Below are 25,263 nucleotides of genomic sequence, written 5' to 3' on the forward strand. Positions count from 1 at the left end.
TTCAATGAGCTTTTCTCCTAAAGAGATACTGAAATTCGTTGAAGAGAACGACGTAAAATTTATAAGACTTACTTTCTGCGATATGTTCGGCAATCTCAAAAACGTGGCTATCATGCCAAACGAGCTTCCGAGAGCATTTGAATTCGGCATTCCCTTCGATGCTTCATGTATCGACGAGAGCTGCTCCGATCTGCTTCTCGTGCCCGATATATCCACTCTGTCCGTTCTCCCCTGGAGACCTAAATCAGGACGCGTCGTCCGCTTCTTCTGCTCGCTGAAAAACACCGACGGAAGCGACTATGTCGGCGATATGCGCTCTGAACTCACAAACTATATCAATCAGCTCCGTCTGGACGGGTATTCCTGCGAAATGGGCACAAAGTGCGAATTCTATCTATTTGAGCTGGACGAGCGCGGCGAGCCGACAAAGATACCTCACGACAAGGGCGGATATCTGGACGTTGCTCCGCTGGATAAGTGCGAAAATGCAAGACGTGAGATTTGTCTCTCCCTCGAAGAAATGGGCATGAGCCCCAAGAGCTCCTGCCACAAGCACGGTCCCGCGCAGAACGAGATAGAGTTCCGCGAGAGCGAGCCCATTACAGCTGCGGACAATATGGTACACTACAAGACCGTGGTTAAGTCCATAGCTGCTCAGAACGGCCTTTTTGCTTCATTTATGCCCAAGCCTCTGCCGGACGAGCATGGCAGCGCTCTCAGCATTTCCATAAGCCTAAAAAAGGGCGGAGAGAATATCTTCGGCAGCGATATCAACGCTATGCCGATGGATGGAAAGTGCTTCCTTTCCGGAGTTCTCAGCAGAATGAGAGAGATAACCGCATTCCTCAACTCCACCACAAACTCCTACAAGCGCTTCGGCATAGGCTATGCGCCCAAATACATAAACTGGTCCTCCGAGAACTGCGCTCAGCTCATAAGAGTACCGAAGCCCGTGGGGATATCTCCCCGTATCGAGATACGCTCCGCAGACGCCTGCTGCAATCCCTATATCACCTTTAAACTCATACTGGCGGCAGGTATAGAGGGCATACAGTCACGGGACTGCTCAATATTTGAAAGCTCCATGCACAGCGGCTCGGCTGCCTCTGTATTCCAGCCCCTCCCCTCTTCTCTGGAGGAGGCTGCTGCTATCGCAAAGGACAGCGATTTCGTAAAGCGTACCCTCTCACAGGAGATACGCGATAATGTCTTTGCACAGCTCGACAAGCAGATACAGGACTACGAAATGGCTGATGACAAGGATAAATTCGAGGAGATGTCCTACTTCAAATTCGTGTGAGGATATAAATGGAAAGAGCACTTATAGTATCCGCAAACAGCGAGGTCTCCGAGCTGACGGAGCAGCTTCTCCGCATAGAGGGCTGCGGCAGGACGGCTGTTGCCGTAAGCGGCAGCGAGGCACGCAGGCTGGTCAACAACGAGACTGAGCCTGAGCTGGTAATAATAAATACGCCCCTGCCCGATGAGTTCGGTCAGGAGCTTGCGGAGATGATAGCCGAGACTACCTCGGCAGGTATTATAATGATATGCAGCGGCGACGTTTCCGACGATATCGCAGACAGGGTATCAGACAGCGGTGTCAACGTCATACCCCGTCCCGTCACAAGAGAGCTGCTCCAGCGCACCATACGCCTTGTGCTTGCAGCAAGAGTCCGTATGGCAGGCGTCAAGAGAGAGAGCTCCGATATCATGAGCCGTATCGAGGAGATGCGCACCATAAACCGTGCAAAGACCACTCTCATGAAGTACCTGAAGTTCACGGAGCCACAGGCTCATAAGTACATCGAAAAACAGGCAATGAACAACCGCCAGACCCGCCTTGAGGTGGCTGTGCGTATTCTTGCCCAGTATGAATGAATATGAAGATTGAACATATTGCAATGTACGTCCGCGACCTTGAAGCCGCTCGTGACTTCTTCGTGAAGTACCTCGGCGCTTCTTCAAACAGCGGCTACCACAACAAAACTACAGACTTCAGATCCTACTTTCTCAGCTTTGACGACGGTGCAAGACTTGAGATAATGACACGTCCGCAGCTTGATGACGCAGTCAATTATCCCGCAAGGACAGGTTATATCCATATAGCCTTCAGTCTCGGAAGTAAAGAGAAAGTAGATGAGCTTACGGAAAGACTGAGAGCCGACGGATATACCGTTGCAAGCGATCCGCGAACTACCGGTGACGGCTACTATGAGAGCTGCATCATCGGCATTGAAGGCAATCAGATAGAACTTACTATATAAAGAAAGTCGGACTTAATGTCCGACTTTTTTGTTATGGGTTATTGATTTTTCTTTGTTACAGTGAAAATGCCATCTTTTTCTTCTATTATGTAATCATTAATATCTGCAAATTCAACACCATTTTTAATCAAGTATTCTTTCAACATCTCATGATATCCTTCTATTTTAATTGGTTCAATAATTTTGCTTAAAGATTCACCTACAGCAGTAAGCATAACATTACCAGCTGGAAAACCTGTATAATCGTATTTTATAATTAATTCAAATCTATTTTCAGTACATATCAATAACTGTTTACTTGTAATTTTATCTTCCCAAAATTCGTCATATTTTAAAACTCCTAAAGTATCTAATTCGTTAAGTACTTCAAAACTCAACCCCAACCTTTTAAAAAACACTTTATAATAACTGTATGGAATGACTATTAATTCTTTTGGAATAGTATTAATTTCTTTCTCATTTATTTCTCTTACTAAAACCTTCATACTACAAGTTTTGCTGAACGCCTGAGCTAATTCAGGGGTTATTTCGGAAAGTATCCTTGTCATATTAGGGGGAGTCGAGCCAGGCTTTTCAAACTCGCCAGCAAGTATCTTGCCCCATATAAGCTGCATTTCTTCGGAGTTAACAAATTTTGCGGCATCCATATAGCGCTCGAACCATTCTTCATTAACGCCGGATTTTTCGGAGAAATCAGTCCCCTCCTTGGCTTCGTTAACTGCTATCTCTGCAACAGCTTTTTGATTTTTTATCCTCTTTAAATCATCTTTCATGTTTAAAATCAGTGCTAATTTCGTTTCATCTGGTAAATTAGACTTTTCGATTTGTTCCATACGCATTTCTATAGCCTTTTTCTTTACTCCGGCAAATGGAAATAACATTCCCAACACATTAGATGCATTATTTTTTACTAAGTCAGTAGCTACTTCCAAGCCTTTTTCAGCCGCTTCTTTTTTTAATCCCATATCTCATCTGCTCCTTTTTTTACTTCTGCAATGCACAAGCTTTTTGCATATTATAGCATATTTTTACAGAATTTGCAATTGTTTTTACAGTAAAAACAAAAAGCTGCGGATAAAAACTATCCGCAGCCTGTTTACTGATCTTTGTACGATCACTTCTTCTCGGGTTCTTCTTCCTTATCCTCGAAGTCCTCGATAGTAAGATCGTCGTAATCAAACTCAAGGAGCTCATCGCAGTTAGGACAGTTGATAGATCCTTCCTCGATCATGCCCTCGTCAAGCAGAATAGTATCTCCGCAGGTAGGACAGGTGATCTCATAAAGCTCATCATCATCGTCGTCGAAGTCGAAATCGTCATCGTCATCCCAGTCATCGTCATCGTCGCAGGTATCGCAGTCTCCGTCGCACTCATCACAGTCAAGATCGTCATAGAAATCGTCTTCAACTGCTCCGAGATCCTCGTCAAGGATATCGCAGAGCTCTGTAAGCTCGTCTACCTGTGACTGGAGATCCTCAACATAGAGTACCAGCTCGGACATGACCTCAGACATCTGAATGAGAGCCTTGCCCTCCTTAGTAGATGCGTCGATCTCAAGTCCGTCGATAAGACCCTGTAAATATGACATTTTCTCGGTAAGCTTCATAACAAGCTCCTCCTCTCAAAATAGTATCGTGGATTGTACGGGAGCTTATGCTCTTGACATATACTCGCCTGTTCTTGTATCAACCTGAATGATCTCGCCTTCATCGATGAAGAGCGGAACCTTGATCTCCGCACCTGTCTCAAGTGTAGCAGGCTTTGTAGCGTTTGTAGCTGTATCGCCCTTGAAGCCGGGGTCTGTCTGTGTGACCTTCAGCTCTACGAAGTTGGGGGGCTCTACGCCGAATACGCTGCCCTTGTATGAGAGGATCTTGCAGATCATCTCTTCCTTAACGAACTTGAAGTTGTCGCCGAGGATAGATGCGCTGATCGGAACCTGCTCATATGTCTCAAGATCCATGAAGTAGTACAGATCGCCGTCGTTGTAGCTGTACTGCATATCCTTTCTCTCAACGAAAGCTGTAGGGAACTTAGCTGTAGGGTTGAAAGAAGTTTCAACAACTGAACCTGTGATAACGTTCTTGTATTTAGTTCTTACAAAAGCAGCTCCCTTACCGGGCTTAACGTGCTGGAATTCAACGACCTGAACAACCTGTCCGTCAAGCTCAAAGGTAACGCCGTTTCTGAAATCTCCTGCTGAAATCATTATAAATACCTCCGTATTTTTCAAAATAATATTATACTTTATTTTATCACATTTCAGGAATTATTGCAATACCTAAAGTGATATTATTATAAAGATATTAGATTTTTTGCACTTTTTGTCAAGTTTTCGCAGCCGTTTTCGGTCAAAATGACAAAATCCTCAATTCTGACGCCGAATTTGCCTGCGATGTATATGCCGGGCTCCACTGTAACTACCGCCCCGGCGTTGAGAGGGAGCTTATAGTTCGGCGAGGCATTGGGCTTTTCATGTATCTCCATGCCCACGCCGTGACCCAGGGAGTGTCCGAAGCAGCTGCCGTAGCCTGCCTGCTCGATGATATCTCTTGACACCTTGTCAAGGTCGCAGCCAAGTATCCCTGCCTTTGCGGCCTCTATGCCTGCCGTCTGAGCTCTCAGCACGATATCGTACACCTGTCTCATCTCGTCGGTTGGCTCTCCGACGCAGACCGTTCTGGTCATATCGCTGTGATAGCCGTTGTATACTGCACCGAAGTCAAGCAGCACGAACTCGCCGCTCTCCACCTTCTTATCGGAGGGAACTCCGTGAGGCATTGATGTGTTGGCTCCCGAAAGAGCAATGGTATCGAAGGAAAGATCCTCCGCACCGTAGGCGAACATCAGGCGGTTAAGCTCCAGAGCTATCTCACGCTCGGTAACACCTGCCTTTATGAAGCCCAGAAGATCGCTGAGGGCCTTTTCGGCTATCTCCTGCGCCTTCCTTATGCACTCTATCTCCCCGCTGTCCTTGGAGGCTCTGAGAGTCGCTATGGCGTTGCTGAGGGAGTCGTTATGGACGAAATGTATCTCGCTGAAAAAGTGCTCATAGGCATTGAGCTCCTTGACAGTCATGGTCTCGGACTCGATAGCCACTGACTGTGCGCCGTGCTTTTTGAGCAGCTCCATTATCTGGGGATAGAGCTTCTTCATCTCGATGACCTCGGCAGCTGTGACAGTTGCCCTGGCCTTTTCGATATAGCGGAAATCAATGAGCAGATAGGCCTTTTCGGGAAATGCAAGCACAACTCCCGCCGAGGATTTCATGCCCGTAAAATATCTTCTGTTTATGTCCGAGGTGATAAGGACGCAGTCTGCCCCCTCAAACACCTCAAACAGTCGGTCAAATCTTGTCATTCCGCACCTCTTACAGCTCAGCCATTGCCTGAACGGCAAGATAGTAGCTTCCGAAACCGAAGCCGCTGATGCTGCCCTTGCAGACAGGAGCTATGACGGAATTTGAGCGGAACTCGTCCCTTGCGAATACATTGCTGATATGTACCTCTATAACGGGTATCTTTATTGCGACAATAGCATCGCGTATTGCATAGCTGTAGTGTGTATAGGCTCCTGCGTTGAGGATAACGCCGTCAAAGCTCTTTCTTGCGGCGTGGAGCTTGTCGATGATAGCTCCCTCATGATTGGACTGGAATATCTCGCACTCCAGACCCTGTTCCTTTGCACGGTCGATAATATTGCTGTTGAGCACGTCAATTCCCGAGTTTCCGTAAACTCCCGGCTCACGCTCTCCGAGAAGATTGAGATTGGGACCGTGTATTACAAGTATCTTCTTTATCATATTTACTCCTTTGCAAGATTGACAAATTTCCTGGGAAGGAAGGGCTTTTCAAGCACTCTCTTGAACCTTATGAACCTTTTGCTCTTAGGCTCAAGCTCTATGGGCTCAACATAGAGCATCCTTATCCTTGAGAAGTTAGCTCCCCATACATCAGTGAAGAGCTGGTCGCCTACAGCGGCCGTCTCCGAAGCTGTGAGCCCCATCTTCTTCATAGCCGCCCTGTATCCCCTTTTCAGCGGCTTACCGCTGTCGCTGACATAGTCCAGTCCGAGAGGATCCGCAAAAGGCCTGACGCGCTCGGGATGATTATTAGAGACTATTATCAGCTTTATGCCGTTTTTTCTCATGTCGTCAAGCCATTCCCTTATCCCCTCTGCGGGGACGGGGTTATCATGCGTCGTCAGAGTATTGTCCACATCGAGGATAAGCCCCTTGATGCCATGCTTTTTCAGGAAGCGGGGACTGATGTCCACGGTTTTCCTGAAAGCGAAATCCACGTCGGTTCCTGTAATTTTATGTATAAGACCCAAGTAATCTGTCAACTCCGTTCATACAAATGAAAAAGCGAGCTTACAGCCCGCTTTTATCAACATTAATCATTTTCGCAAGATCAATACTTACGCTTACGAGCTGCCTCAGACTTCTTCTTACGCTTTACCGAAGGCTTCTCGTAGTGCTCTCTCTTACGAACCTCAGCAATTACGCCGTCCTTTGCACATGATCTCTTAAATCTCTTAAGAGCTGTATCTAAAGACTCGTTTTTGCCAACACGAACTTCTGCCACTAAATTTCCCTCCCTTGTTCAGAGGTTGCACGGAACTAAGCCCATGCTCTATACTAATCACCCGAAAGGGTGTCAGTCATCACATACCCCAATATATAGCAGATATACAATAAATAGTTATAAAGAATATACTATAAGTTTACCATATTTTAAGTTGATTGTCAAGCATTTTTTTAACGTGAAAAAAATTCGTTATTTTGCTACAATATTAACAAGTTTATTTGGTACATATATCTGCTTGACTATTGTCTTTCCGTCAATGGACTCCTTGACCTTTTCGTCTGACATGGCCATTTCCATTACCGAATCCTTGTCTGCGTCCATAGCGATATTCAGCTTTGCCTTCAGCTTGCCGTTTACCTGAACAACTATCTCTATGGTGTCCTCCTTGCAGAGCTCCTCGTCGTATACAGGCCAGCTCTCGTAGGCGATGGTATCGTCATGACCAAGTATGCTCCAGATCTCCTCGCCCATATGGGGAGTGATACAGGACAGCATCTTGATGAGTCCCTCGGCGTATTCCCTTGGGCACTTGCCGTTCTTGTACACAGCATTGACGAATATCATCATCTGGCTGATAGCGGTATTGAATGCAAGCTTCTCAAAGTCGTCGGTGACCTTCTTTACGGTCTGGTGGTATACCTTTGTGAGAGCACCGTCGTTGTCATCGGTGAGGTTCTCAGCCTCGGTGAAGAAGTTCCATACTCTCTGGATAAATCTCTTTGCACCCTCAACGCCGTTCTTGCTCCAGGGCTTGCTTACCTCGAGAGGTCCCATGAACATCTCGTAGAGACGGAGAGTATCTGCGCCGTAATCCCTGACGATATCCGAGGGATTTACCACGAACTCGGGGAAGCGCTTGCCCATCTTTATGCCGTTCTCGCCAAGGATCATGCCCTGGTGTACCAGCTTCTTGAAGGGCTCCTTTGTAGGTGCCAGACCCTTGTCGTAGAGATATCTGTTCCAGATACGGGAGTAGATAAGGTGTCCTACTGCGTGCTCGGGACCACCTATGTAGAGGTCGACGGGCATCCAGTGCTTCAGGAGCTCCTGATTTGCAAACTCCTTGTCGTTGTCGGGATCGATATATCTGAAGTAGTACCAGCTGGAGCCTGCGCTTCCGGGCATAGTAGAGGTCTCTCTGGTGCCCTTTACGCCGTTTCTGTCGTACTGCTTCCACTCTGTTGCATTTTCAAGGGGAGCCTTGCCGTTCTTGCCCTTGTAATCGTCAAGCTCGGGAAGTATCAGCGGGAGCTCCTCGTCATCGAGAACGTGTATGCTTCCGTCCTCACAGTGAACTATCGGAACGGGCTCGCCCCAGTAGCGCTGACGGGCAAAAATCCACTCGCGGAAGTGATAGTTTACAGTGCGCTTTGCTCTGCCCATAGCTTCAAGCTTCTGAGTGATGGCTTCCTTTGCCTCCTCAACAGTGAGGCCTGTGAACTCCTCGGAATTGATGAGCTTGTAGCCCTTGCCGAGGTATTCGGTCTTTTCCATAGCGGCCTCGGAAACGTCGATATGCTCGTCCTTGCCGTCGATGACCTGTATCATGTCTATATTATGAGCTATGGCATACTCAAAGTCACGCTGATCGTGGCTGGGGACTGCCATTACCGCACCTGTACCGTAGCTTGCAAGTACGAAGTCGCCGATAAACATACGGACTTCCTTGCCGTTTACGGGATTTATACAGGTAACGCCCTTGAGCTCGCAGCCTGACTTGGTCTTGTTGAGCTCTGTACGGTCCATATCGTTCTTCTTCTTGGTCTCTGCAATGTAAGCCTCTACCTCTTCCCTGTTCTGCACACGGTCAAGAAGGCTCTCGGTCACTGCTCCGTCGGGAGCCAGTACCATGAAGGTGATACCGTATATGGTCTCGATACAGGTGGTGAAAATAGAGAACTTTCCGCCGCCTACGATATCGAATTCGACCTCTACGCCTGTGGACTTGCCTATCCAGTTGCGCTGTATAGCCTTTGTGGACTCGGGCCAGTCGATCTCGTCAAGTCCCTCAAGGAGCTTCTCGGCGAATGCGGGCTGGTCAATTACCCACTGCTTCATGTTCTTTCTTACTACGGGGAAGCCGCCGCGCTCGGATTTGCCGTCGATGACCTCATCGTTGGAGAGTACGGTTCCCAGCTCCTCGCACCAGTTTACGGGCATATCTATATACTTTGCATAGCCGTCTTTGTAGAGCTGCTTGAAGATCCACTGTGTCCACTTGTAGAAGGAAGGATCCGATGTAGCTATCATCTTTGACCAGTCATAGTCAAAGCCCAGCTCCTTCAGCTGCTTTGAGAAGGTCTTGATATTCTCCTGAGTAAAGCCGTTGGGGTGGTTGCCCGTATTTACGGCATACTGCTCTGCGGGAAGTCCGAAGGAATCATAGCCCATGGGGTGAAGGACGTTGTAGCCCTGCATACGCTTCATACGCGATACTATATCGGTAGCGGTATAGCCCTCGGGATGTCCTGCGTGGAGGCCTACTCCCGAAGGATAAGGGAACATATCCAGCGCATAGAACTTAGGCTTGCTGAAGTCCCATACATCGGTCCTGAAGGTCTCGTGCTCCTCCCAGTATTTCTGCCATTTGGCTTCTACAGATGTGAAATCATATCTGCTCATTGTAATATCATTCCTTTATTCATTAGTGTTTATTATACATTTGCCAGCAGTTGTCTCAATCCTTTATGAGAAGGCTGCTTATATCCACCTGTTCACCGTCAGCCCAGAGTCCCTCCAGCTTGTAGAAGTTTCTGGTGTCCTTGTAGAAGACATGGACGATGATATCCGCGTAGTCGAGGATTATCCATGTATTTCCCGTATCGGCCTCGCGGCGCTGGGGCTCTATGCCCTTCTGTGAAAGTACGAACTCTACCTCGTCCGCAAGAGTCCTTGCGTGGGTGTTGCTGGTACCGTTTACTATTACGAAGTAGTCAGCAAGGATAGTGAGGTCGGCGATCTTTATTGCCTGTATATCCTCGCCCTTCTTCAGGTCGAGAGTCTTTATTATAAGTTCAAGCTTTTCCTGTTCGGTCATTTAATCATCTTCCTTCCACCATGGTTTCATATCGGGGTTTCTGGGCGGCTCGGTAGCTTTTTCCAGCTCCTCGAAGGTCATGCCCGTGTCGTCGTAAAGGTCATACTGATAGTTGTATTCGTCCACAAATTCCATGATATTGCTCTCTGAGAGCAGCAGCGGACGCTGATAGGGTCTGAAAGACTCGTTGAGCATATCAATAGTAGCTCTCTTGTGGATAGAGTAAATGCTGTAGAGCACTCCGTCACTGCCTACATATTCGGCGTCCTCGCCGGGCACCATGTTTACGGCTACGTTCTCCATTGTGAGGGTAGAGCCGAAATCTGCAAGCTTGCTGAGGTCGTCAACACTCATATTTGTAGCTATCCACTTGTTCTTGTAGATAGTGTTGAGGTAGCTGTAGAGCTTGAGCCTGCCCTCGTCCTTTACTATGGAAAGGAGCTTCTGCATGGCTGCGGCCATGAAGCGGCGCTGGTTCTGAACACGTCCGATATCTCCCTGGAGCCACTCGTGACGGAAGCGAACGAACCATTCTGCCTGGTTGCCGTTGAGCACCACATCGCCCTTGGGGATTATCTTGTCAGCCTCATAGATTATCTCGTTGTCCAGATGTATCGGGATACCGCCGATAAGATCAACGATATCAACGATATCATAGCAGGTTGTGGTAACATATGCGTCAATTGGTATCTGGAAGTTTTCCTGAACGCAGTTTACCACACGCTGAATCTTGCTGGATTCCTGATCCCATGCGTAGTAGTAGACGCTGTTTATCTTTGTGGTGGGATTGCTGGTATAATTGGGAACTGCACTGTCTCTGGGCACCTGTAATATATGGAGCTTTGCAGCTGCGATATCGAACTGGCATATCCAGATAACGTCGGTGAGCTCCTGATCCTCGTCAAATCCCAGGAAAAGCACGGTATACTGTCCTTCCACAAGCTGGGGAAGATCAAGTCCGTCGGTAAAGTTTTCATTTACTATATCGGTATCCACGTTCAGATCCATGGAAGGCTTTTGCAGCTCACCCTCAAGATCTACCGTAGGCTGCCAGCGCTTGAAGTAATTGATTATCGAAACCCTTTCATCGGGCTGGCCGCTCTTTTTGTACCAGAGTATGGGCATATTCAGGAAGAGCGTAATTATCGTCACAAGGCTCACCACTATGGCTCCCAGCTTTATCAGTGCGTCCTTTTTGCTCTTTTTAGTCTTTTCCGGAGCTTCGTCGTCGAAGTCCTCATCGTCATCGTCGTTCCATTCGGTATACTCGCTGCCCTTTTCGTGCAGTCCGTGGTATACCTGTTCCTGTACGGGTTCGGGCTTTCTGTTTTCGCCCTCAATGCTTATATCTATTGAAGGAGCCTCGTGCAGTCCGTGGTATTCGGGCTGTGCAGGGGTCCTGCTTTCTACTCGCTTCAGCTTCCTCAGCGGTTTGATCTGCCTGGGAGCATTGTCTGCCCCCGATACTTTCTCCTCGTTAAGTTCTTCGCGGTTCATCTGAGTCCTCTTTTCAAATTTCCATCATTTTTTCTCTGCTCTTGTAAGCCTTGTATAAAAATTATACCCCTCGGCGGTACAAATGGGAATGACTCCGCCTTTTTTTATTACAGACTTCATGGAAAACGCAAATGCCTCACGCATAGCCGCATTGAGATCGGCATATGCCAGCTTGCGCATTTTGTCTACATCCTTATAATCACGTTCTGCGGAAATGAGATCGCCCATATAGACTATCTCTTCAAGTCGGGACATTCCTGCTCTGCCCACTGTATGGAATCTGATGGAGTTGAGTATGTCTATATCCTCTACTCCGAATTCTTTCTTTGCAAAATAGGCGCCTGCGATGCCATGCCACAGGGAACGTGTATCCAGCTCCTCGCGGCATACCGTATATCCGCTCTCCAGCACCAAAGCCTTCTGCTCGTCGTCGGGGAGCTCCTTGCATATATCATGGATAAGTCCTGCGAAATACGCCTTATCGGGATCCTCGCCGTACTTCTCGGCAAGCTTCCTGCACTCTGCCGCCACATTCAGCGAATGAGCGTAACGCTTTGCAGAAAGATGCGCCTTGAGATATTTTTTCTTATCATCAGGGTTATACTGCAATTTACCTTCACCTCTTACGGAATATAATCCCTTTGACCTTATATATTGTACTACATTTTCGTCAAGATAGCAAGAGAAATCCTTGTTTTTTGCAATTTTTTTTCTTACCTCTGTACTGGAAATGACAGTGGGAGCTGCCTCGGAAATGAGTATATCACCGAATTTCCGCAGCTCGTCGGCTTTTCTTTTCAGCTCGGGGATATCGCCCTGCTCACGGGACACCACACAGAGAGTCACAGCCGCAAGTATATCCTCGAAGCGGAACCATGTATCGAAGCTAAGCAGCATATCGCTGCCTACAAGGAGGAACAGCTCGTCCGCGGGGAACTGCTGACGGAAATACTCCACCGTGTATATAGTATAACTCACACGGTCGCTTTTTATTTCGTAATCGCTGACAAAGAGCCTGTCATTATGGCTGCTTGCCAGTCTTAGCATCTCCAGTCTGTCCTCGTCGGGGGCATATTCAGCCATGGAGCGGTGGGGAGATCTCTTGGACGGCAGCAGATACAGCCTGTCAAGGCCGAATTCCGTCACTGCGGTCTCCGCAAGATGTATATGTCCGTTGTGTACGGGGTTGAAGCTTCCGCCGTATATACCTATCCTCATTCCGCACCTCCCTGTTGCTTTCTTATTTCCACGGACGTTTGCTCTCTGTCCAGCCCTTTGCCTTCCAGTAGTCCATGTCCGCCTTGTTCCAGCCGTTTCGCTGCATAAGGCTCATTATCTTGAAAAATCCCTTTGTTTTCAGCGGAACAGGTACCTTTCCCTGCCTTTTCAGTATCTTTTTTGCAATACTGTCGGCTTTTGCATTGATACTGTCCTTTATCTTCGGCTTTACACTGTCCCAGTCCGTCGCCGCAACAGGTCTGCCCAGCTTATAGGTCTGAGGGATTCCCCAGAAGAAGCAGCTGTCCGCCATATCCTTCATTGTTGACTTCACGCCTGCTCCCGCAGCCGTTGCAACTACTACCGCCTGCTTGCTGAACATCTTCTCCTCGGGACGGTGCGCCATCCAGCGCCAGCCGTAATGGTCGAGAAGCGCCTTCATCTGTCCCGTGCAGTGATAAACATAAACAGGGGACGTGAGTATCAGCACATCAGCGGCGTCTATAAGCTCCGTTATGGGCTTCAGCTTGCCATAGTGGGGACAGTTCTCCTCGCCCTTGGTGAAGCAGCTTGTGCAGCCGCAGCAGAACTCGTCAAAGTCACGGGGCAGGAACACCTCGCTGATGTCCTCGGGCTTTGTCAGCTTACCTGCCATGATACGGCCGATATTGTATGTGGAGCCCTTATGAGATGTCCCGCTTATTATCAGTACCTTCATCACTTAGCCTTTGGGATATTCTCGATAACAGGTTCCTTCTCGTTGCGCTTGAAGAGCACGAATCTGCTGCCGATGACCTGTACCACATCAGCGCCTGTCTGCTCTGCGATAGCGTCGGCGGCTTCTCTTGCTGTCCAGCCCGAATTATCAAGAACTCTCAGCTTTATGAGCTCTCTCTTGGTAAGAGCTGCTTCTATGTCCTTGCACATTGCCTCGGTAACGCCGCCCTTGCCAACCTGGTATATGGTCTCGTATGTGGAAGCGATACCGCGCAGGTATGCTCTCTGCTTGCTTGTAAGCATATTATTCACCAAATCTTTCTTTCAGATACTTGTACAGCTCTCTCAGAGCCGCTCCTCTGTGGCTTATGACGTTCTTTTCCTCTGCGGAGAGCTCCGCCATGGTGCGCTCTCCTGCCATGAACACGGGATCGTAGCCGAAGCCGTTGGTGCCGCGCTGCTCATGGCCTATAGCGCCTCTGCACTCGCCTGTCATGGTATGGCTGCCTTTTTCGTCTATATAGGCTATGGTACACTCAAATGCAGCTCCGCGCCTGTCGTCGGGAACGTCCTTCATCTCCTCAAGTAGCTTTGCGCAGTGCTGTCCCTCGGGAGCATATCTTGCTGAGTATACTCCGGGACGGCCGTCCATAGCGTCCACACAGAGACCGCTGTCGTCTGCAATGGTGGGCAGCTTTACGGCTTCGTAGACCGCTCTTGCCTTGATAAGTGCATTTTCCGCAAAGGTAGTACCGTTTTCCTCGGGATCGCAGTCAGCTCCCGCTTCACGCTGAGAGAGCACCTCTATACCCAGAGGTGCAAGTATCTCTCTTGCCTCGCGGAGCTTGTTTGCGTTATTTGTAGCCATTACAAGCTGCTTAATCATCGTCCTTACCTCCGAAAAGCCTGCTGAAGAAGCCGCGCTTTTTCTTCTTTTCGGGCTCGGCAGCAGCCTCGGGCTCCTCCTCGTCCTCTGCTTCTTCATCGTCCTCCGACTCTTCCTCATCGGACTCTTCATCTTCGTCGGTCAGCTGATCGTCTTCCTCAGCCCCGGTGTCCTCATCAGCCTCGTCCTCATCGTCAGACTCCTCATCGTAATCCTCTGCTTCAGCTTCGGACTCATATTCCCCATTATCTTCATCAGATTCAGCTTCATATTCCTCGTCATCGGCCTCATCTTCGTCCTCATAGGGAACAAAGGCTCCGTACTCGTTGTAGTAGCCATTTGCCATCTCAGTCTCGGTCTCCTCGTCCTCAGCGATCTCCTCCTCAGACTCGTATGCCTCCTCTGTCTCTTCTTCCTCCTCGTCCTCGATAGCCTCGGTGGGAGTAAAGAGAGCGTCAACGAACATATTGCTGTCGAAGGGCTGAAGATCGTCGATCTTCTCGCCTACGCCTATGAGCTTAACGGGGATACCCAGCTCGTTCTTTATGGAAATGACGATACCGCCCTTTGCGGTTCCGTCAAGCTTTGTGAGAACTATTCCCGTTATGGGAGCGGTCTCGCTGAACAGCTTTGCCTGATTTACGGCGTTCTGTCCTGTTGTTGCGTCAAGCACAAGGAGCACCTCCCGTGAGCACTCGCCTGCCTTGTTGTCGATGATACGGTTGATCTTCTTGAGCTCCTCCATAAGGTTCTTCTTATTATGGAGTCTGCCTGCCGTATCTATTACAACTACGTCGCAGCCTCTTGCCTTTGCGGCTTCAAGGGCGTCATATACTACAGCTCCCGGGTCGGAGCCCTCGGCGTGCTTTACGATATCTACTCCCGCACGCTGCGTCCAGACCTCAAGCTGGTCTATGGCAGCTGCACGGAAGGTATCCGCAGCCGCTACAAGCACCTTCTTGCCCTCCTGTCTGAACTGGTGGCAGAGCTTTCCTATGGTGGTGGTCTTGCCTGCGCCGTTTACGCCTATGACCATAATCACGGCAGGAGATACCGAGAGATCAAGTCCCGTATCGTCGCCCATTATTTCGGCGATTACCTCGTGTATGAGTCCCATTATCTCCTTGGGATCGGTTATGCCCCGCTCCTTTATCTTCTTGCGGAGCCTGTCGCATATCTCCTCGGAGGTCTCTACTCCGATATCGCTCATTATCATCTGCTCCTCGAGCTGCTCGAAGAGCTCCTCATCGATGACGGTAAACGAGTTGAGAACTCTCTGGATACCGCCGAAAAGGAAATCCTTGGTCTTTCTCAGACCGCTGGCAATTTTAGAAAAAAGTCCCATTATATCCTCCAAACATGGTCTACTATACTAATCGCAGCGCTGTGCGAAGGTGTGACAAAAATTATTGAATATCCGCAACGTCCTCCTGGAAATCCACCTGCTCCATTTTCAGGAGCTTGGAAATACCGTCCTCCTGCATGGTTACGCCGTAGAGAACATTTGCCTCCTCCATGGCGCTTCGTCTGTGGGTGACAAGGACGAACTGGGTGGTGTCGGTGAATTTCTTCAGGTACTGTGCGTACTTTCTTACGTTTACCTCGTCGAGAGCCGCGTCGATCTCGTCAAGTATACAGAAGGGCGCAGGTCTCAGCTTCAGTATCGCAAAGTAAATAGCGATAGCAACGAAGGACTGCTCTCCTCCCGACAGTGATATCAGGTTCTTGATGACCTTTCCGGGAGGCGCCACACTTATCTCTATGCCCGATTCCAGAACGTTCTCGGGGTCGCTGAGTATGAGCTCCGCCTTTCCGCCGCCGAAGAGCTCCACGAATATGCTCTTGAAGTTTGAATTGATTATCTCGAAGCTCTCGGAGAATATCCTGCACATCTCCGCAGTAAGGTCGGTGATTATCTTTTCAAGCTCTGCCTTGGATCTCTGGATATCCGCTATCTGTTCCGACATGAAGCGGTATCTCTCCGAGACCTCCTTGTACTCCTCGATAGCGTCCACGTTTACGCTTCCCAGGGCGCGTATCTTGTTCTTTATGGTGGTGAGCTCCGCCTGTGCGGCCACCATATCATCTATCTTTTCGGCTATCTGAACGGCCTCGGAGCGCGTAAGCTCGTAGACCTCCATGAGCTGCCTGATGATATTGTCTGTATCGCGGCATACGGTCTCCCTGCGCTCCTCGAGACGGGTTATCTCTGCGGAGAGCTTCTCCTTGGCGTCATTAATAGCCTTCAGACCGTTCTGCATCTCGTTCACGAGGCGGTTCTGCTCGGTATGGGTAGCGTGGCAGCGCTGTATCTCCTCATTGTAGGAGGCGGTATTGTCCTTGAAATCGGCAAGCTTCTGCTTCAGCTCCCCTATCTCGGACTCCTTCTGCGCTATCAGCTCTCTCTGGCGGTAGATCTCCTCCTCGAACTGATGGGCGCCGTATTTCAGTTCCTCCTCACGCCTGTCTATGCGTGAGAGCTCCAGCTCCTGAGCCTGAACGTCCTTAGCAAGCTCCATGCCCTTTATCTTCAGCTCGGACAGCCTGTCTGACAGCTCCTCGCGCTGAAGTCTCAGCTTCTCGCGTATATCCTGTCCCTGAGCAAGCTTCTCCTCGGCAGCCTTTATCTCCGCCTCGGTATCGGCAAGTGCCTTCTCCGAGTCAGCTATGTTCTGCTTTGCAGCTTCTATACGCTTTTCGGTCTCCGTGAGCAGCTTCGCCGAATCCGCCGACTGCGTGCGGAGCTGCTGTGCAACGGAATCAAGGCTTCCCAGCTCGGCTTCAAGGCGTACTCTCTCGGCCTCGCACTGTGCCTGCTCGTCCTTTGCAGCCTCCGTGTCATAGCGGAGCTTCTCCGATTCCGCACGGAGCTTTTCGGCCTTCTCGCGGAGCGTATCACGCATAACCTCAAGCTTTACTATCTCGGCGTCAAGGGTGTCAATCTCGTTCTTTCGGGTGATGAGTCCTCCCGAGCGCTGTGCGGAACCTCCCGTGAAGGAACCTCCCGCGTTTATGACCTGACCGTCAAGAGTAACTATCCTGAACTTGTAGCCGTACTTCTTGGCGATAAGAGTGGCGGTGTCAATATCCTCGGCTATGACTATACGTCCCAGCAGCGAGGAAATAATGCCGCTGAACTTAGGATCGTAGGTTACTATCTTGTTGGCGTTGGCCACAAAGCCCTCGCAGTTCTCCAGCCCCTGCTCCCTGAGCTCATAGCCCTTTACAGAGGTTATGGGCAGGAATGTTGCGCGTCCGCCCTTCTGCTCCTTCAGGAAGCGTATGCAGCGCTTTGCGATATCCTCGTTCTCCACGATGATGTTCTGCATGGCTCCGCCCAGTGCCGTCTCAACGGCCACTGCGTACTTCGGCTCAACGCCGATATTCTGGGCGACTGTACCGAACACGCCGCCGATACGTCCCTGCTTTGAGGCCTTCAGCACCTGCTTTACGCTGCCTGCGAAGCCCTCCATGTTGTTTTCAAGGTCTGTGAGTATCTTTCTGCGCTGCTGCTTGTCTTTCAGCTCGTACAGCGCACGCTCGAAGTCGTTCTTTGCCTGCTCGAAGCCCTCGCGCCTTGACTTGTACAGCCTGTCAAGTCCGCTGAGCTTGTTGCGGAGCTCCTCTGCCCTTGTGGAGTTCTTCCCTGTCTGAGCCTTCAGGCTCTCTCTCTGTGATTCGTACTCCTCCAGCCTTTTCCCGAGACTTCCGCTGCTCTCGCGGAGCTCGGCAAGACGGGCGGTCTGCTCCTCTATCATGGCCTTTGAGGACTCGATGGTAAAGCGGTGCTCGCTCTGTCTGATGTACAGGCCGTTTATCTCGCTGCCTGCCTTGTCAACGGAGTCGCCCAGCTTTGTGCTCTCGCTCTCAGCCTTCTCGAAGCTCTCCTCGGCAGCCTTTATCTCCGCCTCCAGAGCCTTCTTCTGCTCCTCCAGCTCTGCAAGACCGTCCAGAGCGGCTTTGCGCTCCTTTTCCAGCTCCTTCTTTGCTTCCTCGGAGCTGTCTATATTCCTCTGGGCTGCTTCCACAGCCTCGTTGCAGTGCTTTATATCGTTTTCGAGAACGGCAATGCCCGACTTCATCTCCGAAGCGGTCTGCTCCTCCTCCAGCATTCTGCGGCGCAGCTCGTCGGCACGCATGGTGCTCTCCTGCATCTTGCGTATGCCGTCCGCTATCTTCTGCTCCTCTCGCTGTATATCGTTCTCGATATTCTCGTATTCGTTCTTGCTGACCAGTATCCTGCTTTCCAGCTCGTCAAGCTTCTGCTTCATCTCGTCCAGCTTTGTTACCCAGACCGATATCTCCAGCCGCTTGCGCTCCTCCGCCAGCTTGATGAACTTCTCCGCCTTCTGGGACTGTATCCTCAGGGGCTCGACTCTGCCCTCCAGCTCGGTGAGTATGTCCGTGAGCCTGAGCAGGTTCTCCTGAGCTGCGGTGAGCTTCCTCTCCGCCTCCAGCTTCCTGTAGCGGAACTTGGATATACCTGCCGCCTCCTCGAATATATCGCGGCGCTCGGAGCTCTTTGCGCCAACTATCTCCGCGATACGTCCCTGTCCGATTATGGAGTAGCCGTCCCTTCCGAGACCTGTGTCCATGAACAGCTCGTTTATGTCCTTCAGTCGGCAGGGCTTGCCGTTTATGAGGTATTCGCTCTCACCGCTGCGGTAGAGCTTACGGGTTATGGCCACCTCGTCACCAAGGTCGGGGAGGGTCTTGTCGGAGTTGTCTATATTCAGCGTTACCGCCGCAAAGCCCATGGGCTTTCTTGCCACCGTACCCGAGAAAATGACGTCCTCCATCTTGTTGCCTCGGAGGGTCTTTGTGGACTGCTCGCCCAGTACCCAGCGGACGGAATCGCCGATATTGCTCTTTCCGCTTCCGTTAGGGCCTACTACTGCCGTAAGACCCTTGTCAAAGGTCAGACTGATCTTATCGGGGAAGGACTTGAAGCCCTGTATTTCCAATGACTTTAGGTACACCTGCTCACCTCCTCAGCTTACATTCGTATACGGGAACGCTGTCGTCCCCCACTATGGAAACGTCATAGCCGCGCTTCCGGAAATATTCGATATTTGACTTTTTCTGCCCCACGGCCTTGCTTATACATCTGCTGTTCACAGCAAGGACAGCGCTGCCCTTACAGGGAAGCTCCGTCGTAAGTATCCGCAGCATATTCCTCCGGTACAAAGCCGCCTCGCACAGCTCACGGAAGGCAGGGTGGTAATATCCCGCCGCCATGTCCTGTTCCACGAACTCGCTGGCGTGAAGTCCGCATTTTATCACTCTTATGCCCTTTTCTGTGAAAAGGCTCATTATCTCCGCGCACAGCTCCACCATATCATCAAAGGGAGCGGGACGGTATTCACCTTTATAAAACAGCTCTGCCAGCCTTGTGCCCTTCAGTACGACTACGGGGTATATCCTTACCGTATCGGGACGGAGAGCTGCGATCTTCACAGCGGTATCCATATCATCGGCAGGACTGCTTTTATAAAGTCCCGTCATCATCTGCAGACCCAGCTCAAAGCCGTACTCACGGATAAGGCCGCAGGCCTTCACCACATCGTCGGCGGTATGTCCGCGCTCGTTGGCTTCAAGGACTTCATCACTCATGGACTGAGCTCCAAGCTCTATGGCGGTGACGCCGTACCTTTTCAGCAGCTCCAGCACCTCACGGTCTATGCAGTCGGGACGGGTGGAGCAGCGTATGCCCCTGAACCTTCCTTCGCCCAGAAATTCCTGCGCTGCTTCAAGGAGCTCCAGCATATAATCGCGTGGGATAGCTGTAAAGCTGCCGCCGAAAAAGGCTATTTCCGTGTTTTCCGGCTCTCTTACCTCGCCCAGCGCTCTGCGGCAAATCTCCCTGACCTCGTCTCCCGTCGGTGCGTGCTGAGCACCGCTTATGGTGCGCTGATCGCAGAAGCTGCACATATGGGGGCAGCCTATGTGGGGAATGAATACGGAAATATTACTGTGCTTCATAGCCCATGAGCTCGAGAGCTTCCTTTGCTGCAAGCTGCTCTGCTTCCTTCTTGCTCTTGCCTGTGCCCTTGCCAATGACCTGATCGTTGAGGCATACCTCAACAACAAAGCGCTTGTTGTGGTCGGGTCCCTCCTCGCCGATGAGAACGTATTCCACCTTCTCCTCGGGGTTCTTCTGGACTATCTCCTGGAGCACCGTCTTGAAATCGTTAAACACTGGCTTTCTTGCATGGCGGATATCCTTTGGCATAAAGCGCAGGATATGCTTTGCGGCAGGCTCCATGCCTCCGTCAAGATATATGGCGGCGATCACTGCCTCGAAGGCGTCCGCAAGTATGGACGGGCGCTCCCTGCCGCCTGTGTTCTCCTCGCCCTTGCCCAGCAGCAGGAAATCTCCCAGGTTTATCTGCTTTGCGAATACATGAAGGGATTTCTCGCAGACCAGCGACGCTCTCATCTTTGTGAGCTCGCCCTCCGCCACGTTAAGGTTCTTGTAAAGGAAGTCCGATACCACTATGGACAGCACGCTGTCCCCCAGGAACTCCAGACGCTCGTTGCTGCCGCTGGGCTGCTTTCTCTCATTTGCATAGGACGAATGTGAAAGCGCCTGCCTGAGCAGCTTTATATCCTTGAACCTGTAATCTATAATATCTTCAAATCTTGAAAGATCTTCCATAATATCACTCCTTGTCCGAGGCGGACATACCTGCGACATAGCTCTCGATAGCTCCCGTTACATTTCCCTCTGCGCACTTCTTTGCCTGCCTTACGGCATTGAAGAAGGCTGTGCCGTCGGAGCTTCCGTGAGCCTTGATAACAGGCTTTTTCACGCCGAGAAGGGCGGAGCCGCCTACCTCCTTGTAGTCCATCTGCTTTCTGAATGTCTTTATCTTCCCCAGCGAGAACAGTGCGCCAAGCTTTCCTGCTCCCGAGAATATCCACTTTATCTTCTTGGAGAAGAAGCTTCCCATGCCCTCATAGAGCTTGAGAACGATATTTCCCGTGAAGCCGTCTGTGACAACAACCTGCACATCTCCGTTCGGGAGGTCTCTTGCCTCGATATTGCCTGCAAAGTTCAGTCCCGACTGCTGAAGAAGCTTGTAGGTCTCTGTTTCCAGCTCCCTGCCCTTGGTCTCCTCCGAGCCGATATTCAGCAGTCCCACCTTCGGGGACTTCACGCCCATGACCTTTTCCATGTAGGCGCTGCCCATAACGGCAAACTGCACCAGCATTTCGGGTCTGCATTCGGTATTCGCGCCTGCGTCGAGAAGTATGAAGCTTCCCTTGTCGGCAGGCAGGACAGGCGAAGGCGCTATCCTCTTGATGCCTTTGATACGCTTGACGATGAAGGTGGCTCCCATGACCAGAGCTCCCGTGCTTCCTGCCGAGACAAAGGCGTCGCCTCTGCCCTCAGCAAGCAGTGAAAGTCCCAGAGCCATGGAGGTGTTCCTGCCGGATTTTATTATCTCCTTCGGTTCCTCATGTATATCAAAAACATCATCTGTATGGACTATTTCTATGCCGTCGAGACTGAGGCCGTTATCGGCGGCACATTTCTTTATTTTTTCCTCGCTGCCTGTGAGTATAACACTCACTCCGAGCTCGCGGACCGCTCTCCCGCAGCCCTTTATTACCTCCAGAGGAGCGTTGTCTCCTCCGAAGGCGTCAACTATGATCTTTGAAGCCAATTCTTTCAAGCTCTCCTCTCAGCGAATTGACGGCGCGTTCCGCATATGCGCCGTAGCGTTCCTTCTTGTCTCTTATCCTTACGCCTATATCCGGCAGTATTCCCATATTCGCGCCCATGGGCTGGAAGCTGCCGCTGTTGAATGTATCGCTTATATAGTGTGAAAGCGCACCTGTCATTGTGTCCAACGGGAGGTTCAGGGGTTCAAGCCCCTTTATCCTGCGAGAAGCCGCAATGCCTGCTATAAGGCCGCTTGCAGCGCTTTCCATGTAGCCCTCGACACCTGTGATCTGTCCCGCGAAGTAAATCTCCGGACGGCTCCTCATGGAAAAGTCCGCGTTGAGAAGCTCGGGGCTGTTTATGAAGGTATTCCTGTGCATAACGCCGTAGCGCATGAACTCGGCGTTTTCAAGTCCCGTTATCATGGAAAAGACCCGCTTCTGCTCGCCGAATTTAAGGTTGGTCTGGAAGCCCACAAGGTTGAAAAGTGTGCCCTCGCGGTTCTCCTTGCGGAGCTGTACCACTGCATAGGGACGTCTGCCCGTTCTCGGGTCGTCGATGCCCACAGGCTTCATGGGACCGAACCGCATGGTGTCAACTCCCCTCGAAGCCAGCTCCTCGATGGGCATACAGCCCTCATATACGCTGAAGGGGTGGGTCTCGAAGTCCTTGAGCTGTACCTTTTCCGCAGCGATCAGCGCTTCATAGAACGCAAGGTACTCCTCCTTGTTCATGGGACAGTTTACGTAATCGGCGTCGCCTCTGTCATAGCGCGAGGCAAAGAACGCCTTTTCCATATCTATGCTCTCTGCGGTCACAATAGGCGCAGCAGCGTCATAAAAGCTGAGTCCCTCGCCGCAGAGCTCCTTTATTATGTCAGCCATAGCTCCCTGAGTAAGAGGTCCGGTGGCGATTATCGTTGTACCCTCGGGAAGCTCCGTTACCTCGCCCCCGATCACCTCGATAAGAGGATGAGACTTTATCTTTTCGGTCACGGCGTCGGAAAATCTCTCACGATCCACCGCAAGAGCACCGCCTGCCTCAACGGAATTGGCCTTTGCGCAGGGTACTGTCAGGGAACCAAGCAGCTCCATCTCGTATTTGAGAAGTCCTGCTGCGGATTCCAGTCTTGCAGCCTTCAGCGAATTCGAGCATACCAGCTCCGCAAATCCGCCGTACTTGTGAGCGGGAGAAAACTTTTCCGGCTTCATCTCATAAAGCCTTACGTTTATGCCTGCCTCCGCAACTGCCCATGTAGCCTCGCAGCCTGCAAGTCCGGCGCCTATAACGTTAACGACAGCGCTCATTTCTTCAGCTCTCTTTCATAGCCGCAGCCATCGTTCTCGCATACCAGCTTTCCAGACTTTCCACCCTTCATGAACAGGCTCTTTCCGCACTGAGGGCATACCTCCTTTGTGGGTACGTTCCATGTCATGAAGCTGCATTCCGGGAAGCCCTCGCAGCCGTAGAAGCTTCTGCCCTTCTTGGACTTTTTAAGCAGCATTTTCTTTCCGCAGCGGGGACAGTTTCCGTCCGCCTCCGTTACTATCTTCTTTGTATTCTTGCACTCGGGGAATCCGGGGCAGGCCAGGAATTTGCCGAACTTGCTGTACTTTATGACCATGTTCCTGCCGCAGAGCTCGCACACCACGTCGGTCTCCTCGTCGGGCACCTTGACGCGCTTGCCGTCCATAGCCTCTTCGGCCTTTTTCAGGGTCTTTGAGAAATCGTCGTAAAACTCGTGGAGGGTGCTTACCCAGTTCTTTTCGCCGTGCTCCACCTCGTCCAGATTATTTTCCATCTCGGCTGTGAATTTAGCGTCAACGATCTTCTTGAAGTGGTCCTTCATCAGCTCGGTGATGACCTCGCCCAGATTGGTGGGCTTCAGCGCCTTGCCCTCATGCTCCACATAGCGGCGTGAGGTTATGGTGGTAATGGTGGGAGCGTAGGTACTCGGTCTGCCGATGCCGTTCTCCTCCAGCGCCTTTATGAGCGAAGCCTCGGTATATCGCGGAGGGGGCTGTGTGAAATGCTGATTGCCCGATATGGACTTCAGCTTCAGCCTGTCGTTGGCCTTCAGCTCGGGAAGCATCTTCCTGGTGCCGTCCTCCGAGTCTGTAGACTCCACATACAGAGCCATGAAGCCGTCAAACTTTACGGAATAGCCCGAAGCCCTGAATGTGCAGCCGTTCGCCTCGATATCCGCGGACACAGTGTCCAGCAGGGCGTTTGCCATCTGACTTGCGATGAAGCGCTCCCAGATGAGCTTGTAGAGCTTGTACTGATCGGAGCTGAGACTGGACTTTACTCTCTCGGGAGTGAGCTCGGGAGTAGAGGGACGTATGGCCTCATGAGCGTCCTGAGCATTGCTCTTGGTCTTGAAGTTTCTGGGCTCCGGAGGCAGATAGTCCTTGCCGTACACCGTTCCGATATAATCTGCGGCAGCCTTCTTTGCCTCGTCAGATATACGCAGGCTGTCGGTTCTCATGTATGTGATAAGACCTACTGCACCCACGCCCTCTACGTCAACACCTTCGTAAAGCTCCTGTGCCGCCTTCATTGTGCGCTTTGCACTGAAGCTGAGCTTTCTGGAAGCCTCCTGCTGGAGGGTCGATGTGATGAAGGGAGGTGCGGGCTGCTTCTTTGTAACTCTCTTCTTTACCGATTTTACTGTATACTCGGCGTTTTCCAGCCTTGCAAGAAGGCCGTCCGCCTCTGCCTGTCCCGCTATTTCCAGCTTCTCGCCGTCAACTGCAACTAAAGCGGCGTCAAATACCTTTCTGGACGACGGAGCTGTGAACTTCGCGTCTATGGACCAGTATTCCTTGGGAACAAAGGCTCTTATCTCGTTTTCGCGGTCCACGACCAGACGTACCGCCACGGACTGCACTCTGCCTGCGGAGAGGCCTCTCTTGACCTTTTTCCACAGGAAGGGACTGAGCTCATAGCCCACAAGTCTGTCCAGGATACGTCTTGCCTGCTGGGCGTTGACCAGATCCACATCTATCTTGTGAGGATTGCTCATGCCGTTCTTTACGCCTGTCTTGGTGATCTCGTTGAAGGCCACGCGGTTATTGTCGTTCATATCCAGCTTCAGCATCTGTGCTATATGCCAGGATATGGCTTCTCCCTCGCGGTCAGGGTCGGTTGCGAGGAATACCTTATCGCACTTCTTCGCACGCTTCTTCAGCTCCCTGATAACGTCCTCCTTGCCCTTCATATCCGTGTACTGAGGCTTGAAATCGTTATCCTTGTCCACGCCCATCTTCGACTTGGGAAGATCGCGGACGTGTCCCATGGAGGCGATGACCTCATATCCCGATCCGAGATACTTCTGTATGGTTTTTGCCTTTGCAGGCGACTCAACTATGACTAAATCTGACATT

23 protein-coding genes and 1 pseudogene are annotated in these 25,263 nt (G+C 50.9%); 3 read left to right on the forward strand and 21 right to left on the reverse strand.

What is annotated here, in order from left to right:
• Positions 1-4: 4 nt before the first annotated feature.
• From Q0Y65_RS02915 to Q0Y65_RS02925, 3 genes are read left to right on the forward strand one after another with little or no spacing between them, the layout of a single operon-like run.
• The gene (locus Q0Y65_RS02915; protein ID WP_297956694.1) at positions 5-1,300 is read left to right on the forward strand and encodes a glutamine synthetase family protein; all 1,296 of its coding nucleotides are present in this window, start codon (positions 5-7) and stop codon (positions 1,298-1,300) included.
• Positions 1,301-1,308: 8 nt separating this feature from the next.
• A complete protein-coding gene (locus tag Q0Y65_RS02920) occupies positions 1,309-1,878 on the forward strand; it encodes an ANTAR domain-containing response regulator (protein ID WP_297956696.1) in 570 nt (189 codons plus the stop codon).
• A gap of 2 nt (positions 1,879-1,880) precedes the next feature.
• The gene (locus Q0Y65_RS02925; protein WP_297956700.1) at positions 1,881-2,264 is read left to right on the forward strand and encodes a VOC family protein; all 384 of its coding nucleotides are present in this window, start codon (positions 1,881-1,883) and stop codon (positions 2,262-2,264) included.
• 38 nt (positions 2,265-2,302) lie between these two features.
• Here Q0Y65_RS02925 and Q0Y65_RS02930 read toward each other — a convergent pair whose 3' ends face one another.
• The 21 genes and pseudogenes from Q0Y65_RS02930 to topA all read right to left on the reverse strand — a co-directional run bounded on the left by Q0Y65_RS02930 (position 2,303) and on the right by topA (position 25,262).
• Entirely contained in the window at positions 2,303-3,229 is a 927-nt protein-coding gene (locus Q0Y65_RS02930) for a DUF2806 domain-containing protein (protein WP_297956703.1), read from the reverse strand.
• 149 nt (positions 3,230-3,378) lie between these two features.
• Positions 3,379-3,870 (reverse strand): CD1247 N-terminal domain-containing protein, encoded by a 492-nt coding sequence (locus Q0Y65_RS02935; protein WP_297956705.1) that lies wholly within the window; start codon positions 3,868-3,870, stop codon positions 3,379-3,381.
• 45 nt (positions 3,871-3,915) lie between these two features.
• A complete protein-coding gene (efp, locus tag Q0Y65_RS02940; protein WP_297956708.1) occupies positions 3,916-4,473 on the reverse strand; it encodes an elongation factor P in 558 nt (185 codons plus the stop codon).
• A gap of 86 nt (positions 4,474-4,559) precedes the next feature.
• Positions 4,560-5,624 carry an aminopeptidase P family protein gene (locus Q0Y65_RS02945; RefSeq protein WP_297956711.1) on the reverse strand — a complete coding sequence of 355 codons (1,065 nt, stop codon included), beginning with the start codon at positions 5,622-5,624 and terminating at the stop codon, positions 4,560-4,562.
• Positions 5,625-5,634: 10 nt separating this feature from the next.
• Positions 5,635-6,066: a type II 3-dehydroquinate dehydratase gene (gene aroQ, locus Q0Y65_RS02950; protein WP_297956714.1), complete on the reverse strand. Its 432-nt coding sequence runs from the start codon at positions 6,064-6,066 to the stop codon at positions 5,635-5,637.
• A gap of 2 nt (positions 6,067-6,068) precedes the next feature.
• Positions 6,069-6,596, reverse strand: a complete 528-nt coding sequence (locus tag Q0Y65_RS02955; protein WP_297956717.1) for a YqeG family HAD IIIA-type phosphatase — start codon at positions 6,594-6,596, stop codon at positions 6,069-6,071.
• 80 nt (positions 6,597-6,676) lie between these two features.
• Positions 6,677-6,850 (reverse strand): 30S ribosomal protein S21, encoded by a 174-nt coding sequence (gene rpsU / locus Q0Y65_RS02960; RefSeq protein WP_009984057.1) that lies wholly within the window; start codon positions 6,848-6,850, stop codon positions 6,677-6,679.
• 192 nt (positions 6,851-7,042) lie between these two features.
• A complete protein-coding gene (gene leuS, locus Q0Y65_RS02965; protein WP_297956720.1) occupies positions 7,043-9,475 on the reverse strand; it encodes a leucine--tRNA ligase in 2,433 nt (810 codons plus the stop codon).
• A gap of 55 nt (positions 9,476-9,530) precedes the next feature.
• A complete protein-coding gene (gene rsfS / locus Q0Y65_RS02970) occupies positions 9,531-9,890 on the reverse strand; it encodes a ribosome silencing factor (protein WP_297956723.1) in 360 nt (119 codons plus the stop codon).
• The gene (locus Q0Y65_RS02975) at positions 9,891-11,387 is read right to left on the reverse strand and encodes an LCP family protein (RefSeq protein ID WP_297956726.1); all 1,497 of its coding nucleotides are present in this window, start codon (positions 11,385-11,387) and stop codon (positions 9,891-9,893) included. It abuts the gene before it with no gap.
• Positions 11,388-11,411: 24 nt separating this feature from the next.
• Positions 11,412-12,605: a nicotinate-nucleotide adenylyltransferase gene (locus Q0Y65_RS02980; RefSeq protein ID WP_297956728.1), complete on the reverse strand. Its 1,194-nt coding sequence runs from the start codon at positions 12,603-12,605 to the stop codon at positions 11,412-11,414.
• 22 nt (positions 12,606-12,627) lie between these two features.
• Positions 12,628-13,323, reverse strand: a complete 696-nt coding sequence (locus tag Q0Y65_RS02985) for an NAD(P)H-dependent oxidoreductase (protein WP_297956730.1) — start codon at positions 13,321-13,323, stop codon at positions 12,628-12,630.
• The gene (locus Q0Y65_RS02990; RefSeq protein WP_297956733.1) at positions 13,323-13,625 is read right to left on the reverse strand and encodes a YhbY family RNA-binding protein; all 303 of its coding nucleotides are present in this window, start codon (positions 13,623-13,625) and stop codon (positions 13,323-13,325) included. Before Q0Y65_RS02990 ends, Q0Y65_RS02985 begins: the two co-directional genes overlap by 1 nt.
• Position 13,626: 1 nt before the next feature.
• The gene (rdgB, locus tag Q0Y65_RS02995) at positions 13,627-14,208 is read right to left on the reverse strand and encodes an RdgB/HAM1 family non-canonical purine NTP pyrophosphatase (RefSeq protein WP_297956736.1); all 582 of its coding nucleotides are present in this window, start codon (positions 14,206-14,208) and stop codon (positions 13,627-13,629) included.
• A gap of 445 nt (positions 14,209-14,653) precedes the next feature.
• A pseudogene (ftsY, locus tag Q0Y65_RS03000) lies at positions 14,654-15,553 on the reverse strand (signal recognition particle-docking protein FtsY); the annotation flags it as partial.
• A gap of 61 nt (positions 15,554-15,614) precedes the next feature.
• Complete coding sequence (smc, locus tag Q0Y65_RS03005) at positions 15,615-19,187, reverse strand: chromosome segregation protein SMC (protein WP_297956739.1); 3,573 nt, start codon at positions 19,185-19,187, stop codon at positions 15,615-15,617.
• 4 nt (positions 19,188-19,191) lie between these two features.
• Entirely contained in the window at positions 19,192-20,190 is a 999-nt protein-coding gene (locus tag Q0Y65_RS03010) for an elongator complex protein 3 (protein WP_297956766.1), read from the reverse strand.
• Positions 20,177-20,866 carry a ribonuclease III gene (gene rnc, locus Q0Y65_RS03015; RefSeq protein WP_297956770.1) on the reverse strand — a complete coding sequence of 230 codons (690 nt, stop codon included), beginning with the start codon at positions 20,864-20,866 and terminating at the stop codon, positions 20,177-20,179. The genes Q0Y65_RS03010 and rnc overlap by 14 nt, the downstream gene beginning before the upstream one ends.
• Positions 20,867-20,870: 4 nt before the next feature.
• Positions 20,871-21,878 carry a phosphate acyltransferase PlsX gene (plsX, locus tag Q0Y65_RS03020; RefSeq protein ID WP_297956773.1) on the reverse strand — a complete coding sequence of 336 codons (1,008 nt, stop codon included), beginning with the start codon at positions 21,876-21,878 and terminating at the stop codon, positions 20,871-20,873.
• On the reverse strand, positions 21,856-23,184 hold the full coding sequence (gene trmFO / locus Q0Y65_RS03025) for a methylenetetrahydrofolate--tRNA-(uracil(54)-C(5))-methyltransferase (FADH(2)-oxidizing) TrmFO (protein ID WP_297956776.1): 1,329 nt from the start codon (positions 23,182-23,184) through the stop codon (positions 21,856-21,858). The genes plsX and trmFO overlap by 23 nt, the downstream gene beginning before the upstream one ends.
• A complete protein-coding gene (gene topA, locus Q0Y65_RS03030) occupies positions 23,181-25,262 on the reverse strand; it encodes a type I DNA topoisomerase (protein WP_297956779.1) in 2,082 nt (693 codons plus the stop codon). Before topA ends, trmFO begins: the two co-directional genes overlap by 4 nt.
• Position 25,263 lies beyond the last annotated feature (1 nt).

Source organism: uncultured Ruminococcus sp. (genome assembly GCF_947301925.1).
Classification (GTDB): Bacteria; Bacillota; Clostridia; order Oscillospirales; family Ruminococcaceae; genus Ruminococcus.